The organism is Shewanella sp. KJ2020 (assembly GCF_024197625.1).
GTDB lineage: Bacteria > Pseudomonadota > Gammaproteobacteria > Enterobacterales > Shewanellaceae > Shewanella.
In genome coordinates, this window is sequence record NZ_JAKUKD010000031.1 from 188532 (window position 1) to 203071 (window position 14540).

A 14540-nucleotide genomic window follows, 5' to 3' on the forward strand; every position below is an offset into this window, starting at 1 on the left:
TAACCATGTTTACTGGGATTATTGAGGCCGTTGGCACACTGCGAAAGCTTGAACGCAAGGGCGATGATATTCGCTTAACGGTGGCGAGCGGCAAACTGGATTTAAGCGATGTGCGCTTAGGCGACAGTATTGCCACCAATGGGGTGTGCTTAACTGTGGTACAACAGTTAGCCGATGGTTATGTGGCCGATGTTTCAGCCGAAACCGTAAGCCTCACAGGTTTTGCCAACTATAAAGTGGGCACTAAGGTGAACCTTGAAAAGGCCGTTACTCCAACCACACGTTTAGGTGGGCATATGGTCAGCGGCCATGTGGATGGCATTGCCACCGTTGAGCAGCGTTTAGCGCGGGGCCAAGCGATTGAATTTTGGTTAGCCGCGCCCGCAGAGCTTGGGCGTTATATTGCCCACAAAGGTTCCATCACCATCGATGGTGTGAGCCTCACGGTAAACGAGGTCGATGGACACCGTTTTCGATTAACCATAGTGCCCCATACCGCAGGTGAAACCACGCTGGTGGATTTGAAAGCCGGCGATAAGGTGAATATTGAAGTGGATTTAATCGCCCGCTATTTAGAGCGTTTAATGCGCTTTGATACTAAAGAAACCCAAGGTGGTGGGGTGACCATGGAAATGTTAGCCCGTGCTGGCTTTGTGCGTTAGGGCACTGGCACTTAGCCCACTTAGGTATAGAATTTCATAACAACAGTAAAATCATAAAGGTCCTACAATGGCGCTGCACAGTATAGAAGAGATCATCGAGGATATTCGTCAAGGCAAAATGGTCATTTTGATGGATGACGAAGACAGAGAAAACGAAGGTGATTTAATTATGGCGGCCGAAATGGTCACGCCAGAAGCGATCAACTTTATGGCGAAATACGGCCGCGGGTTAATCTGCCAAACCATGACCAAGGCCCGTTGCCAGCAGTTAAATCTGCCCTTGATGGTCACCAATAACAACGCCCAGTTCTCGACTAACTTTACGGTATCGATTGAAGCGGCGGAAGGCGTGACTACGGGGATTTCAGCCCACGATCGTGCTGTTACTGTAAAAGCTGCAGTAGCTAAAGAGGCTAAAGCCTCTGATTTAGTGCAACCAGGGCATATTTTCCCCTTGATGGCGCAGGACGGCGGCGTATTAACCCGCGCGGGCCACACTGAAGCGGGCTGCGATTTAGCACGCCTCGCGGGACTTGAGCCATCGGCGGTCATCGTTGAGATTTTAAATGAAGACGGCACTATGGCCCGTCGCCCCGATTTAGAGATTTTCTCTGAATTACATGGCGTTAAAATTGGTACTATCGCGGCGCTGATTGAATACCGCAATACCAAAGAAACCACGGTTGTGCGCGAAGCAAAATGTAAACTACCAACCCGTTTCGGCGAGTTCGATATGGTGACCTTTAGGGACACCATCGACAATCAACTGCACTTCGCCTTGGTAAAAGGTGAAGTGAAAGAGGATTGTTTAGTGCGCGTGCATCTGCAAAATACTTTCAATGATTTACTCCACTCTGAGCGCGATCAACAACGTAGCTGGCCACTGGAAAAAGCCATGGAGCGTATTTCTGCAGAGGGTGGCGTATTGGTGTTACTGGGTAATCAAGAACATCCCTGTGAAATCCTTTCTAAGGTGAAGGCCTTCGAAGCCGAAGATCAAGGCCAAGCGCCTGCTTCTGCAAAATGGCAGGGAACGTCGCGCCGCGTCGGTGTAGGGTCGCAAATTCTCGCCAGTCTAGGCGTGACTAAAATGCGCCTGCTCAGCTCACCTAAGCGTTATCATTCACTTTCTGGCTTTGGCCTCGAAGTGACCGAGTATGTGGCCGACTGAGTCACTCGTTAAGTTGGGATGAAGTTGTCGTCAGGTAAAATTAACCATTTCTGATAATTTGCATAGGGCTCTGGGCAAATGGCTGTGATATCATATCGCCACTTTTCGCCCCGAGCTGGGTGCTTTAGCAAAATTTAGGTAAGATAATGAACGTAGTTCAAGGTAATATCGAAGCGAAAAATGCCAAAGTTGCGATTGTAATTTCGCGTTTCAACAGCTTTTTAGTTGAGAGCCTGCTAGAAGGTGCACTTGACACGCTGAAGCGTTTTGGCCAAGTCAGCGATGACAATATCACTGTTGTCCGTGTACCCGGTGCGGTTGAGTTACCGCTAGCTGCCCGTCGTGTGGCTGCCAGTGGTAAGTTCGACGGTATTATCGCCTTAGGCGCGGTGATCCGTGGTGGTACTCCCCATTTTGATTTTGTTGCAGGCGAATGTAACAAAGGTCTAGCCCAAGTTGCCCTTGAGTTTGATCTGCCTGTTGCCTTCGGTGTATTGACCACCGATACCATTGAACAAGCGATTGAGCGTTCAGGTACTAAAGCGGGTAATAAAGGCGGCGAAGCTGCCCTAAGCTTGCTTGAAATGGTCAATGTTCTGCAAGAACTTGAACAACAGTTGTAATAGTAGGAAAAATAATGAAGCCTTCTGAGCGCCGCAAGGCCCGCCGTTTAGCCGTTCAAGCCATTTATTCATGGCAACTAAGCGGGAATAATATTGCCGATGTCGAGCATGAGTTTTTAACTGAGCAGAGTCTCGACGGTGTTGATGTAGCTTATTTTCGTGAGCTATTTGCAGGCGTTGCAACTAAGAAAGCCCAACTGGATGAACTGATTATCCCGTTTCTGGACCGCCCAATTGATGAGGTGTCGCCAGTGGAAAAGGCCATAGTTCGCCTAGCGAGCTATGAACTGACCTTCCGTAAAGATGTGCCCTTCAAGGTTGCCATTAACGAGGCAATCGAGTTGGCTAAAGCTTTCGGTGCGGATGACAGTCATAAGTTTGTTAATGGATTACTCGACAAACTGGTTGCACGTAAGTAATAAAGACAAACGGTATCCTAGGATACCGTTTTTCATTGCTAACAAAGGTGGCCGATGTAAGTCGAGCCAAACTGTACAGTGAAAGAATTCCAATTAATTGAATGTTATTTTAATAATCGCGGTCCTACTCGCCGTGATGTGAAGCTGGGTATCGGCGACGATTGCGCCTTAGTGCAACCCGCAGAAAATAAATCGATCGCTATCTCCTGTGACACTTTAGTCGAAAATGTCCACTTCTTCCCCGATATTCCTCCCGCAGCCTTAGGTTACAAAGCCTTAGCGGTAAATTTATCCGATCTGGCAGCTATGGGCGCCGAGCCTGCGTGGATGACGCTCGCCTTAACGCTACCGGAAGTGGATGAAACTTGGCTCAGTGGTTTTAGCGAAGGCTTGTTTGAGGCGGCCGATTACTATGGCATCGCCTTAATTGGCGGCGATACCACCCGTGGTCCACGGGCCATTAATATCACAGTACACGGCCAAGTTCCCCAGGGTAAAGCACTCACTCGCCACGGTGCTAAGGCTGGGGATTGGATCTATGTAACTGGTACGCTTGGAGATTCTGCCTTAGGTTTGGATATTATTCGAGGCGATCAACACGCGCGAGCAGAGCATAAAGAGTTTCTGATCAACCGCCATTATCGTCCTACGCCTAGGGTATTGGCAGGGCAATCTCTGCGTTCATTGGCGTCGAGTGCTATCGATCTTTCCGATGGTTTTATCTCAGATATTGGGCATATCCTTAAGGCATCACAGGTTGGTGCCATTGTCGATGTGGCGAATATTCCCTTGTCCCGTGCGATGAAAGATACAGTGAGTGAAGAGCACGCCTTAGGGTATGCGCTGACAGGGGGAGAAGATTACGAACTACTGTTTACTGTCCCCGAGGCACAAAAAGGGGCTTTAGAAACGGCTTTAAGCCATGCGGGGACTAAATTTGTTCGAGTTGGACAAATCAGCGCAGGTACTAAGCTTAAGCTGCAACTCAATGGCGCCCCCTTTACACCGCCTTACCACGGTTTTGAGCATTTTTAATGAATTGGTTTTCAACGGATCAGGCCCTGACTCGCCTGTCATTAAAAAATCCGGTTCACTTTTTAGCGCTCGGCTTTGGCAGTGGACTTGCGGCCAAGGCCCCCGGCACTTTCGGTACACTCGCGGCCATTCCTTTATATTTGCTGATGGCGCCGTTGCCTTGGGCTTGGTATCTAGGGTTAACCCTTCTTAGCGTGTTGGCTGGTATTTATATTTGCGATAAAGCCGCGAAGGATATGGGGGTGCATGACCATGGGGCTATTGTTTGGGATGAAGTGGCTGGGTTACTTATCACTATGATAGCGGCACCTGCGGGTTGGGTTTGGTTATTGATTGGTTTTGGTTTATTTCGCTTTTTTGACATTATCAAACCTTGGCCAATCCGCTGGCTCGATGCCAAAGTCGAAGGTGGTTTTGGGATCATGATCGATGATGTGCTGGCGGGCGTTTTTGCTTTTATCGGTCTACAAATTTTAGCTATGCTCTTCTTATAGCGGACATAGAGCGCCAACAAATCATATCTACAAAAAATGCCTTTATAACATAATGTTGATAAAGGCATTTTTTATTATTTCGCTCAATTTTTGTCTTGCTCAATGTTGTAGTTTCGGCTTTACGATATAGAGATCGGTTTTCAATTGATTGATAATATTTCGAGAAGCATTGCCTTTCAATAGACTCAACAATCCTTTGTGTTCAGCGCTCCCCATGACAAGCATATTTACATTAAGCCTTTGAGCTTCCATGGAAATAGTATCCTCAGGTAATCCCTCGACCACATGAAGATTATCGGTGTCGAGATTATAATACCGAGCAACATTGGTTAGTTTTTCTTGGTATTTATCCCGCTCAGACATCAGTAGTCTAGTGTCTGGTGCATTAAAGTTCATATAGAATGGATCGGGTAAGTAGCTATTAATTAAATGGAGATCATTAGCGAGAATATTCGCTACATGTTTGCTTTCTTCTATGAGAGTTTCATTAAAAATCATATGTGAGACGTTCTCATTGTCTAGTTCGAGCGCCGTTAAAATATGTCCATTTTCATGCCAATCATCAAGGTTGACAAACATCACCGGAATATCTGGCATGCGCAGTAATAGCCATTCATCTGCAATTAAAAATTCACTGAAAAAGGGTGGATAGAATTTGTGACTTACAACAATAAGATCATAGGGTAGTTGTTTACATTCGTTGACGACGGCGTTGTGGATAGAATGAGACTGGCATTCCTTTATGACAATAGGATGCTCTTTATCTGGGTAGGTTTGTAGAGGCTTTCGTTTTTTCTCTTTATTTTCAATATAGTCATCTTGATGAAACAGCAGACTCAAGTTGAAGTTATGGGTTCGTTTGACCTTTAGAACGGTTAAGGAGGCATGACTTTTTTGGGCTAAAATAACGGCTTTTTTGAGTACAGCCGCAGGTGAGACTACATCATCAATCGCGGCGAGAATATGTTGAAAGGACATGTTCTTCTCCTACTTCCTTTGGGTTATTAAGTCTAGGAGAAGCCCAATAATAGAGTAATATTAAATATCGCTATCAAATTTGCAATTTAGGTAATAATAATCTATGTAAATTAACGCTTTTAAATTCAAAATATTACTTAGTAGTGAAAACCCGTTATTTATCCTTTATACCTAAAATTATGTTTAATATACGAATTTATTCGTATTCAACAATCTTAATCAGCCCCAGATCAAAGTTTTGATCCACAATAAACTGCTGAGTATTAAATAGATTTTTGTCATTCAGGCACTTATATAGGTAACTACTATGCCTGTAATAACTCCCGCGCATTCGCCAAGGTATTAGTCGTGATAATATCGCCGCCGAGTAATCGAGCAAGCTCTTGAATACGCTGCTCTTTGTCTAATGCAGTCATTGTGGTCTCTGTACTCCCCGCTTTATTATGCTTGTTAACGAACATATGCTGATGGCCATTTCCAGCGACCTGCGGCAAGTGGGTTACACACAGCACTTGGGTTGACTCACCTAAGCTGCGCAGCATTCGGCCAACAACGGCGGCAGTCGGTCCTGAAATACCTACATCGACCTCATCGAAAATTAGTGTGGGTGTTGCCACCTTTTTAGCGGTAATCACTTGTATACCAAGGCCAATTCGCGACAATTCTCCCCCCGATGCTACCTTAGAAATAGGTTGTAAAGGCTGCCCTGGGTTAGTGGTTACCATAAATTCGATATGATCACTGCCGTTGGGAGACATTAACTCTGGGTTAAAACTGACATCAATTGTGAATTTCCCCTTAGGCATATTCAGTTCGTGGATAGACTGAGTTACGAGTTTATCTAGCTCTTTAGCATAGCGAGCACGGCTTTGGCTGAGTTTTTGTGCATTGTTAAGGTAAGCGGCTCTACTGGCATCGACCTGCAATTGAATTTCTTCGAGCTTGCTTTCGTCACTGTCTAAGGTGCTCAGCTCTGCTTTTAATGCTAAATGATGTTCGGCCAGTTTATTCGGGCTGACATGGTGCTTACGCGCCAGTTGCATGGCTTTTGATAGCCGTTCTTCTAAATAGGCGAAATGGGTCGGATCGAGTTCAAGCTTACTTAAATAGTGCTGTAATTCACCCGCACTTTCTTGTACTTGGATTAAGGCATCATTCAACATAATGTTGATATTGCTTAATGCAGGATCGTAGCTTTGTAGATCTTCTGCGAGGGAAACGACTCGGTTGAGCAGCGACTCTATGTTGTTATCTTCACCCTCGGTGAGTAACTCTAAGCTCGCCTGACAGGTATCAATCAACTCAGTACCATTGGCCAGAAGTTTGTGCTCTTGCTCAATTTCATCGAACTCATCGACTTTAAGAGCAAACTCATCGAGTTCTTCTACTTGATACTGCACTAATTGCTTGCGGGCAATACGTTCATGCTGGGAGGCTTCGAGTTGCTTTAGATCGGCCTCAATTTGCTTGCAGCGTTGAAAACTGGCGGCAACCGTATCGATAAGTAATCTGTGGTTGGCATAACTGTCGAGCAGGCTCAGTTGATGTTCACTCTTTAACATTGCATGGTGGGCGTGTTGGCCATGGATACCAACAAGCAATTGCCCCAGCAATTTTAACTGAGTCAAAGGAACAGGATTGCCATTGATATAGGCGCGCGAACGGCCATCGCTACCAATAGTGCGGCGTAGGATGCACTCATCATCGAGTTCAAGATCGTTATCTTCTAACCAACGTTTTGCCAGTGGAATATCATCCAAGGAAAAGCGGGCGCTGACCTCGGTTTTATTGGCGCCAGGGCGAACGCTGCTGGCATCGGCACGATTACCCAGGCAGAGCCCAAGGGCATCGATGGCAATCGATTTGCCCGCCCCGGTTTCACCGGTAATGCTGGTCATGCCGGGGCGAAAATCTAGCTCAAGAAAACGTACGATAGCGAAGTTATTAATGCTGAGTTGGCAAAGCATAGTGAATTCCTGTCGAAAAATATACCAAACCACTGTATTGATAAACAGTATATACTGATTTTATATACAGTAAAGTGGCTTGGGCAAATAATCGGCATTATGGGCAGTCAATATTTTTAATTAGCTGATTATGCGTGGGTTCTTACTAAGCTTTCTAAGACAGGCAAACTAAAGAAAGTGACTAAGGTGCCAAATAGAATGCCCTGGGCACTGGTTGAAGCCTGAGTATTATAGCGCTGGGCAAGCAAATACACACTCGCCGCCGTCGGTAATGCACTGAGAATAACCCCCATCACCAGATAGTCACCGCTGACACCAAAGCATTTCAACATGACAAAGGCGAGAGCAGGTTGTACTGCGAGTTTGAAGAGGTTTATTACGCTGAGTTCGATAAAATTGGCCACGCTAAAAAGGGAACTGTCCTTTTGATATCGCATCGCTTTTGCTAATACCATGCCCACGGCAAAGAGAGCACAGGGACTAGAAGTATTGCCTATTTGTTGGATCATCATAGCCAGCCCAGAGGGCAGTTGAATGCCGGATGCCGAGATGCCAACGCCAATCAAACAGCCGATTACGATGGGGTTTTTACCTACGGCCATAAGCATTATGATGGCGGCATGCTGCTGCCGCTGCGTATTGGTGGCCAGTTCCAAAGAGACTAAGGCAACGGCAAACATCAATACGGATAAAAGGCTCGCAATCGCCGCAGCAACTAAGGCACTTTGTTGCTGCGGAAAGAGAATGATCAGTAGTGGGATCCCAATAAATGCGGTATTGCCAAAGGTTGCATTGAGGGCTCGAATCGCGGCTATGGCATGTTTTTTGGGGTGTGCGATAAGGGATATACCTAGGCAGATCAGATAAATAATAACCATAGCTGCACTGTAGCCCGCAATAAATCCCCATTGCAAAATCTCGCCAATCGGTTGCTGTGCGAGGGCAATCAGTAAGATCGCTGGGAAGGCAATATAGTACACATATTGATTCAGCACTTGGTCCGTTTCCACGGGAAGAAGCCGCAGTTTTTGTACTACAGTACCCAGTAACATGATCCCGAAGACGGCAAACAGAGGGGTTAAGATAGTCATGTCCCTCACTCATCCTTTTGATTTAGTAATATTCGAACTAGCGCAGTAAAACTGTCCGCAAATTAGCATACCATTTACTGGTAAGGCTATTGCGCTATGGTCGTATAAATGAATAATTCAATGTTTAAAACACAGTTACTTAGCGTTAAGGTTGCTTGTAAAACCTGCGCAAAGGGACATTAGGAACTAAGATGAGTGATGATTTAGGCGGTGAATTACAGCTTATTTACCTGTTTGTGCACTTAGTGAATGCGGGGAGTTTTTCACAGGCAGCGAAGGCGCTCGATATGCCCATCGCTACTGTGAGCCGCAAGTTAGCTAAGCTTGAAGAAAAGCTCGATAAGCAACTTTTTATGCGCAGCACCCGTAAATTGCGATTGACGGAGGAAGGGTTAGCATTATTTCAGCGCTACCAGAGTGTTATTGCTCAATTTGATGAACTGAGTGGCGTGGGAAGTGATAAACCCGAAGGTACGTTACGCATTGCCGCCCCGATTTCGATTATCTCCATCATCTTTATCCGCGCACTGAATGAGTTTGGTCGTCTCTATCCCGATATTCGGCTGCATATTTCCCAAAGCAATGAATTGGTCGATTTGATTGATAAGGGGATTGATGTGGCGATTGTGGGTGGCGCTCAGCCCGATTCTTCGTGGGTTTCGAGTACCTTAGGTGAATTGGATTATTGCTTGTTCGCAACACCGGAATATTTAGCCAATGCCCCCCAATTAACGCACCCTGACGATTTAGCTGACCATCAGCTAATAAAAGTGTGGCCCTTATTTAACTGGCATTTAAAGCATCCCAATGGCGAGTCATTCTACTTTAATGGCCCGACTAAGTTGACCTTAACGGATTTGCACGGTGCGATTGAGGCAACATTAGATCACGGTGGGATTTTGTATGGTCCGGAATTATTTGTTAAACAGCAGATTAAAGCGGGGCGACTACAAGTGCTACTCCCTGAGTGGATAGGCGAGCAGCGGCGGATTTCTATTTTGTATCATCAACGTAGCCAACAACCGCTCAAGGTTAGGGTGTTTATTGAGTTTATGCAGTCAAAGGCGGCAGAACTGTTTTCAATGCAGTGATTGGGTTAAATCGGCTGATTTTTTAGGAGCATGAAGGGTGCTTGAGTCGCCCCAAGCACCGTATCGATTAAGCGACGCTGATGCCGATATTAGATACACCTGCCTCGATAATATCTTTGCGTAAACCTTTCACCAGTTCTGCGGTGATCTTGGGGTTTTCTTCAATAATTTCGAGCAGAGTATTTTGTAAGGTTTTTTCTTCTTCCATCACTTCATGGGCGAAGATGAAATCATCCAGTGCGTCATCGACGAGATCGACGTCGCTGATAGCCTCAATGTAGTTAGCGACAGTGCTTGAGGATAACTTACTGATATTCACTATATCTTCTTCAATCTTGCCTTGAATGGCGCCTAATAATGTCGATAGGGCAACGACGGCATCCATAGCGGGATAAACGCCATAGGCCTCAAAGTCAGCGGGATCCGGTGTGTTATCTTCTAATCGTTGCAGATGAACATCGATATTAAACTTGAGTTTATTGTCGTATTGGGATTGCCACAGCAACTCTAGGACAGTGCTTAATACAGCCGGATCGCCAAATTCGCAGACTTCTGAAAACAGTTGGTAGTTGGGCAACATGCGTTGACAGAGCGCAATAGCAAAGAGTTGTTTTTGTGGTAGTTCTAGCGCCTTTAGACGCTTAAAGAAGCCCGTTTTTTTGGTCATCTGTTATTTCCGCTGATAGCTGTGATAGCACTTGTTTTGCCGCCGATTCTACCTTAGTTAACTCATCAAGTAACTCTAGTATTTCCGGTTCGAGATCTGCCACTGGGGTTTCACGTTTTAATGCCGATTCAATCTCTTGGCATAAACGCTGTGTCGTCGGCACCCCGCAGTAGCAACTCGCGCCATGTAATTTATGTATGGTACTGAGCATAGTGGCTTGATCATTTTGATTCAGAGAGGTTTGAATTGTCTCCACGGTTTTGGGGAGTGAGTCTAAGAGCATCCTTAGCATATCTAGGGCTAAGTCCGACTTATGATTGGCCTGGGTTAAACACAGATCCCAATTTAAGGTGTGCAGATCAAAATGGGTAAACTTGGGCCGCGTGATCCAGCGGTTGATCACTACCTTAAGCGCTGCTTCATCTATGGGTTTAGGTAAGTAGCCATCCATACCGCTGCCTAAAATTAGTTCGCGCTCTTCGGCTATCGCGTGGGCCGTTACCGCAATAATCGGAGTGTTGCGGTTCATTGAACCCTGGCGAATTTGTTTAGTGGCGCTAATCCCATCGGTTCCTGGCATTTGGATATCCATAAAAATCAGATCGAAGGTACGGCTCTTCGCTTGTTTTACGGCTTCTTCACCGCTGTTAACGGCGATTACCGTCGTCACTAGCTCGTTGAGTAAGGTTTCTATCAGTTTTAAATTGGCAAAATTATCATCCACTGCCAGCACCGTTAAGGATTGACGGGCGGCAGGGGCTGCAATGGCAATGGGCGCGACTATGTCGTATTCCATGGGTGGATAAAGCATATTGCGAGCGAGTTGATGTTCACTGACAGGCAGTGAAAGTACAACATCGGCATTGGGGCGGATAAATTGACTGAGTGCATCTTGCTCTTGGCAATCGTACAGCACAATTAAACAATCGGTTTTTGTTTTGGCTAGATTTAAGGTATTAACCAGTTGGCCTGCATCACTAAAACCGTGGCAACTCAACAGAATATAATCGAAGTTGCCCTCGGTGGTGCTGAGGGTGATGAGTAAACTTGGAATATGCTGATGGTGGGTGACTTTGGTCTCCCAGAGTTGCAATTGACGGCTGAGGACTGAGTGTGTCAGTACCCTAGGCTCATAAAAGAGTATGGTTTTATGCTTGAGTTTCTCAAGCGGCAGCGAGTCGCCAAGCTGGAATTGGCCAAGCCCTAATGGCAGGGTAAACCAGAAATTTGAGCCCTTATCGACGGAGGAGGTAAAACCAATTTGGCCGCCCATTTGATTGACTAAACGTTTAGTGATGACTAGACCGAGCCCAGTGCCACCGAAGCGGCGTGATATTGATGAATCGGCTTGGCCAAAGGCTTGGAATAAAAAGTCCTGCTGGCTTTCATCGATACCAATACCCGTGTCTATGACATCACAACGTAGTACGACCTGTTCGTCCGATTGACTCTGTAATTCGAGTTTGACCAATACACTACCCGAGTCGGTAAACTTGATCGCATTGCCGACCAAGTTATTGATAATTTGACATACACGCATGGCATCGCCATTGACACTGTCGGGCACATTGGGGGCGATATCGACGACCAGTTCTAGGCCCTTTGCTTGGGCGCTGCCCGAGATCAAGGTCATAGTATCGCCTATCGTTTCCCGCAAACCGAAGGGCATGTTTTCCAACACCATTTTACCGGCTTCAAGTTTGGAAAAGTCGAGGATATCGTTAATGATTGCCAGTAGATTGGTAGCACTGCGCTCAATGGTATTGATGTAATCGACTTGGCTCGAATGCAAAGGGGTTTTTACCAGTTGGCGAGCAAAGCCGATGACCCCATTGAGCGGCGTGCGCAACTCGTGGGACATATTGGCTAAGAATTCAGATTTAATTCGGCTGGCTTCTAAGGCGCGTTTCTTGGCTAAGTCTAGCTCGACGTTTTGGATTTCAATCTGCTCTAAGGTTTCCCGCAGATCCGACGTGGCTTGGTCGATATTTTGCTGCATCTCATCGTGGTATTCCGATAGCGACCCTGCCATGGCATTGATACCGCGTTTGAGTAGGTCCAGCTCTCCAATCAGATTGCCATCTAAACGCGCATCTAATTTGCCCTCACGTATTTTGGCGACCACACGCACCATTTCGGTAATAGGCTGGGTGACGTTTTTCACTAAACGGAAAGTGAATAGCAGGTTTAATTGCACCCCGATCAACACAATAATAAAAGCGGCAACGGCGGCCCTGTGCTGCTCGAGTAAGGCGCGCTCCTTATTGATAATGACAGAAATATACCCCAACAGCTCGCCATTCTCTGTGTGAGTGTCCATATCGGCGGGAGCTGCGGTGGGCGCAGTGGCAAAAATGGGGGTGCGTAATATCAGGCTATCGCCGACATGTTCGATTTCTGTCTGCTGTAAATTGCCGAGCGCCTCTTTATAGCGCATGATCTCAAAGTCTTTATGGTAATGGGAAGTGACAAACAGCTGGTTGTGAATATCAAAAATGGCGATGGATTTCACTAAGGTGGATTTATTGAGCTGCGCCGCGGCGAGTAGGCGTTTGGTGGCCTCACGATCGTTGCTGACTAATCCCCCTTCACTGGCGATGGCGAGGGGCTCAATAATATTACTGCCCTGCTCGATGAGCGTATCTTCGAGCTCATAAAAACGGTTTATGGTAAAGTAGCTGCCCAGAAGAATACCGACCAAGATCGTTGGCGCAAGTGCCAGTACCAGAACCCAAGAACGTAGGCTGTATTTGGTCATGTTGTTGACAGGGTTCATAGCAGCGGTGGTAATTCCTGAAACAGAGACATAATCGTTTTATAAGACTGCCAGAAAAAGGCCTGTCTTTGCCAGTTTTTTATTGATTTAGAGGCCGAAATGGCACAATTTTTTAAAGCAAAACCAAATAGTTCCAAACAGTTGTCGGCTAAATTGTCGCTGACGGTCAACCAGCTCGATCACTTAGGGGCAGGTATAGCACAACATCAGGGAAAAGTCGTGTTTATCCCAGGTGCGCTGCCTAATGAAAACGTGCAGGTACAGCTGACGGAGCAAAAGAAAAATTATGCCCGCGCCAAGTTGATTAAAGTCGATACCCCGAGCCCTGAGCGCGTTACGCCCGAGTGTCCACACTATCACACCTGCGGCGGCTGCGACTTACAGCATATGTCCTTAGCGGGCCAACGTGAGCATAAAGAAGCCGCGCTGCTGGATATTATGGCGAAGTTTGCTGGCACCGAAGGCGGCGCTTTATCGCCCGCATTAACGGGGGAAGGCTGGCATTATCGCCGCCGTGCCCGTCTTGCAACTTTATTCGATAAAAATACCAAACAGTTAAGTTTAGGTTTCCGCGCGGCCAGTAGCAGCAATGTGGTGCCTATCAGTCAGTGTCAGGTGTTAGCTAAGCCGTTATCGGACTTGATCGTCCCCTTTGCTAAGTTGCTGAATCAATTGTCGGCTAAAGCCAGCTTAGGCCATCTTGAGTTGATTGCCGCCGATAATGGTCACTTTGCCGTGCTGCGTATCACTAAAGCGTTAAACGATAAAGATCTTGCTAAGTTGTCCGCCTTTGCCGAGCAGCATCAAATCCATATTTGTCTGCAGGACAACGAAGGTCAATTTCAAGGCGTTGGCGCCGAGTTAGTGTTACCCGTTTATCAGCTGTTAGATGCAAATGCGCAGTTGGATGCGGTGAGTTTAAGCTTCACCCCAGGTAACTTTGTGCAAGTCAACGGACAGATTAACAAGGCCATGGTCGCTCAAGCGATGGATTGGTTAGCGCCCGCGCCAGGCGAGCGCATTTTAGATTTGTTCTGCGGCATGGGGAATTTCAGTTTGCCCTTAGCGAAAATGGGCGCGGATGTGATTGGCGTCGAAGGGGTTGCCGAGATGGTGACTCAGGCACGGGTGAACGCTAAAGCTAACAACCTTGATAAACTGACCTTTTACCACGGCGACTTGAGTGCGGATTTATCCCTCGAGCCTTGGATGGGTAAAATTGATAAATTACTGCTCGATCCCGCCCGTGCGGGTGCCTTTGAAAGTTTACAGTGGCTGAAGAAAATGAAGCCGCGCAAAGTGGTGTATGTTTCTTGTAATCCTGCGAGCTTGGCCCGCGATAGCGCTGTGCTGTTAGAGCGCGGTTACCGATTACAGCGACTGGGACTTATCGACATGTTCCCACAAACACACCATATTGAAGCTATGGCACTGTTTGAATTAACCAAGTAAGTTGCGCTGGCAAAGTGAGCAAAGCGTTTGAATAACGTAAAAAATGTGATTATTACGTCGGTTGGGTTTGACAAGTTCGCGCCAATGCTGAAGATAGGAGAGCTGAAGTGGTGC

Annotated in this window: 13 protein-coding genes; 8 read left to right on the forward strand and 5 right to left on the reverse strand. The window is 46.6% G+C overall.

The features are described from left to right. Positions 1-5: 5 nt before the first annotated feature. From MJO46_RS17635 to MJO46_RS17660, 6 genes are all read left to right on the forward strand, one after another. Positions 6-662 carry a riboflavin synthase gene (locus tag MJO46_RS17635; protein WP_253990448.1) on the forward strand — a complete coding sequence of 219 codons (657 nt, stop codon included), beginning with the start codon at positions 6-8 and terminating at the stop codon, positions 660-662. Positions 663-729: 67 nt separating this feature from the next. Then, on the forward strand, positions 730-1833 hold the full coding sequence (gene ribBA / locus MJO46_RS17640) for a bifunctional 3,4-dihydroxy-2-butanone-4-phosphate synthase/GTP cyclohydrolase II (RefSeq protein WP_253990449.1): 1104 nt from the start codon (positions 730-732) through the stop codon (positions 1831-1833). Between the two features lie 146 nt (positions 1834-1979). Continuing rightward, positions 1980-2456 (forward strand): 6,7-dimethyl-8-ribityllumazine synthase, encoded by a 477-nt coding sequence (gene ribE, locus MJO46_RS17645; RefSeq protein ID WP_198780709.1) that lies wholly within the window; start codon positions 1980-1982, stop codon positions 2454-2456. Between the two features lie 14 nt (positions 2457-2470). After that, positions 2471-2875: a transcription antitermination factor NusB gene (nusB, locus tag MJO46_RS17650; RefSeq protein ID WP_007646165.1), complete on the forward strand. Its 405-nt coding sequence runs from the start codon at positions 2471-2473 to the stop codon at positions 2873-2875. Between the two features lie 78 nt (positions 2876-2953). Beyond that, positions 2954-3910, forward strand: coding sequence for a thiamine-phosphate kinase (thiL, locus tag MJO46_RS17655; protein ID WP_253990450.1), 957 nt, complete (start codon positions 2954-2956; stop codon positions 3908-3910). After that, positions 3910-4404: a phosphatidylglycerophosphatase A gene (locus tag MJO46_RS17660; RefSeq protein ID WP_253990451.1), complete on the forward strand. Its 495-nt coding sequence runs from the start codon at positions 3910-3912 to the stop codon at positions 4402-4404. Before thiL ends, MJO46_RS17660 begins: the two co-directional genes overlap by 1 nt. A 99-nt stretch (positions 4405-4503) precedes the next feature. Here MJO46_RS17660 and MJO46_RS17665 read toward each other — a convergent pair whose 3' ends face one another. The 3 genes from MJO46_RS17665 to MJO46_RS17675 form a co-directional block, all read right to left on the reverse strand. Then, positions 4504-5382 (reverse strand): universal stress protein, encoded by an 879-nt coding sequence (locus MJO46_RS17665; RefSeq protein WP_253990452.1) that lies wholly within the window; start codon positions 5380-5382, stop codon positions 4504-4506. 305 nt (positions 5383-5687) lie between these two features. Next, entirely contained in the window at positions 5688-7349 is a 1662-nt protein-coding gene (gene recN, locus MJO46_RS17670; protein ID WP_253990453.1) for a DNA repair protein RecN, read from the reverse strand. Positions 7350-7477: 128 nt separating this feature from the next. Next, positions 7478-8440 (reverse strand): AEC family transporter, encoded by a 963-nt coding sequence (locus MJO46_RS17675; RefSeq protein ID WP_253990454.1) that lies wholly within the window; start codon positions 8438-8440, stop codon positions 7478-7480. Between the two features lie 191 nt (positions 8441-8631). On the opposite strand from MJO46_RS17675, the gene lldR reads away from it, so the two are divergent. Then, a complete protein-coding gene (lldR, locus tag MJO46_RS17680; RefSeq protein ID WP_198780703.1) occupies positions 8632-9531 on the forward strand; it encodes a LysR family transcriptional regulator LldR in 900 nt (299 codons plus the stop codon). A 67-nt stretch (positions 9532-9598) separates the two neighbouring features. On the opposite strand, the gene MJO46_RS17685 is transcribed toward lldR, so the two are convergent. Both MJO46_RS17685 and barA read right to left on the reverse strand, forming a co-directional pair. Then, positions 9599-10198 (reverse strand): YjaG family protein, encoded by a 600-nt coding sequence (locus tag MJO46_RS17685; RefSeq protein ID WP_253990455.1) that lies wholly within the window; start codon positions 10196-10198, stop codon positions 9599-9601. Continuing rightward, positions 10173-12974, reverse strand: coding sequence for a two-component sensor histidine kinase BarA (barA, locus tag MJO46_RS17690; RefSeq protein WP_253990456.1), 2802 nt, complete (start codon positions 12972-12974; stop codon positions 10173-10175). Before barA ends, MJO46_RS17685 begins: the two co-directional genes overlap by 26 nt. Positions 12975-13073: 99 nt before the next feature. On the opposite strand from barA, the gene rlmD reads away from it, so the two are divergent. After that, positions 13074-14426 (forward strand): 23S rRNA (uracil(1939)-C(5))-methyltransferase RlmD, encoded by a 1353-nt coding sequence (gene rlmD, locus MJO46_RS17695; protein ID WP_253990457.1) that lies wholly within the window; start codon positions 13074-13076, stop codon positions 14424-14426. Positions 14427-14540 lie beyond the last annotated feature (114 nt).

What these genes read in the sequence shown, in the direction of transcription:
- MJO46_RS17685 (WP_253990455.1), bottom strand. Translation starts at nt 10,198, where the DNA reads ATGACCAAAAAAACGGGCTTCTTTAAGCGTCTAAAGGCGCTAGAACTA.
- barA (WP_253990456.1), bottom strand. Translation starts at nt 12,974, where the DNA reads ATGAACCCTGTCAACAACATGACCAAATACAGCCTACGTTCTTGGGTT.
- ribBA (WP_253990449.1), top strand. Translation starts at nt 730, where the DNA reads ATGGCGCTGCACAGTATAGAAGAGATCATCGAGGATATTCGTCAAGGC.
- MJO46_RS17665 (WP_253990452.1), bottom strand. Translation starts at nt 5,382, where the DNA reads ATGTCCTTTCAACATATTCTCGCCGCGATTGATGATGTAGTCTCACCT.
- recN (WP_253990453.1), bottom strand. Translation starts at nt 7,349, where the DNA reads ATGCTTTGCCAACTCAGCATTAATAACTTCGCTATCGTACGTTTTCTT.
- lldR (WP_198780703.1), top strand. Translation starts at nt 8,632, where the DNA reads ATGAGTGATGATTTAGGCGGTGAATTACAGCTTATTTACCTGTTTGTG.
- nusB (WP_007646165.1), top strand. Translation starts at nt 2,471, where the DNA reads ATGAAGCCTTCTGAGCGCCGCAAGGCCCGCCGTTTAGCCGTTCAAGCC.
- MJO46_RS17635 (WP_253990448.1), top strand. Translation starts at nt 6, where the DNA reads ATGTTTACTGGGATTATTGAGGCCGTTGGCACACTGCGAAAGCTTGAA.
- rlmD (WP_253990457.1), top strand. Translation starts at nt 13,074, where the DNA reads ATGGCACAATTTTTTAAAGCAAAACCAAATAGTTCCAAACAGTTGTCG.
- MJO46_RS17675 (WP_253990454.1), bottom strand. Translation starts at nt 8,440, where the DNA reads ATGACTATCTTAACCCCTCTGTTTGCCGTCTTCGGGATCATGTTACTG.
- MJO46_RS17660 (WP_253990451.1), top strand. Translation starts at nt 3,910, where the DNA reads ATGAATTGGTTTTCAACGGATCAGGCCCTGACTCGCCTGTCATTAAAA.
- ribE (WP_198780709.1), top strand. Translation starts at nt 1,980, where the DNA reads ATGAACGTAGTTCAAGGTAATATCGAAGCGAAAAATGCCAAAGTTGCG.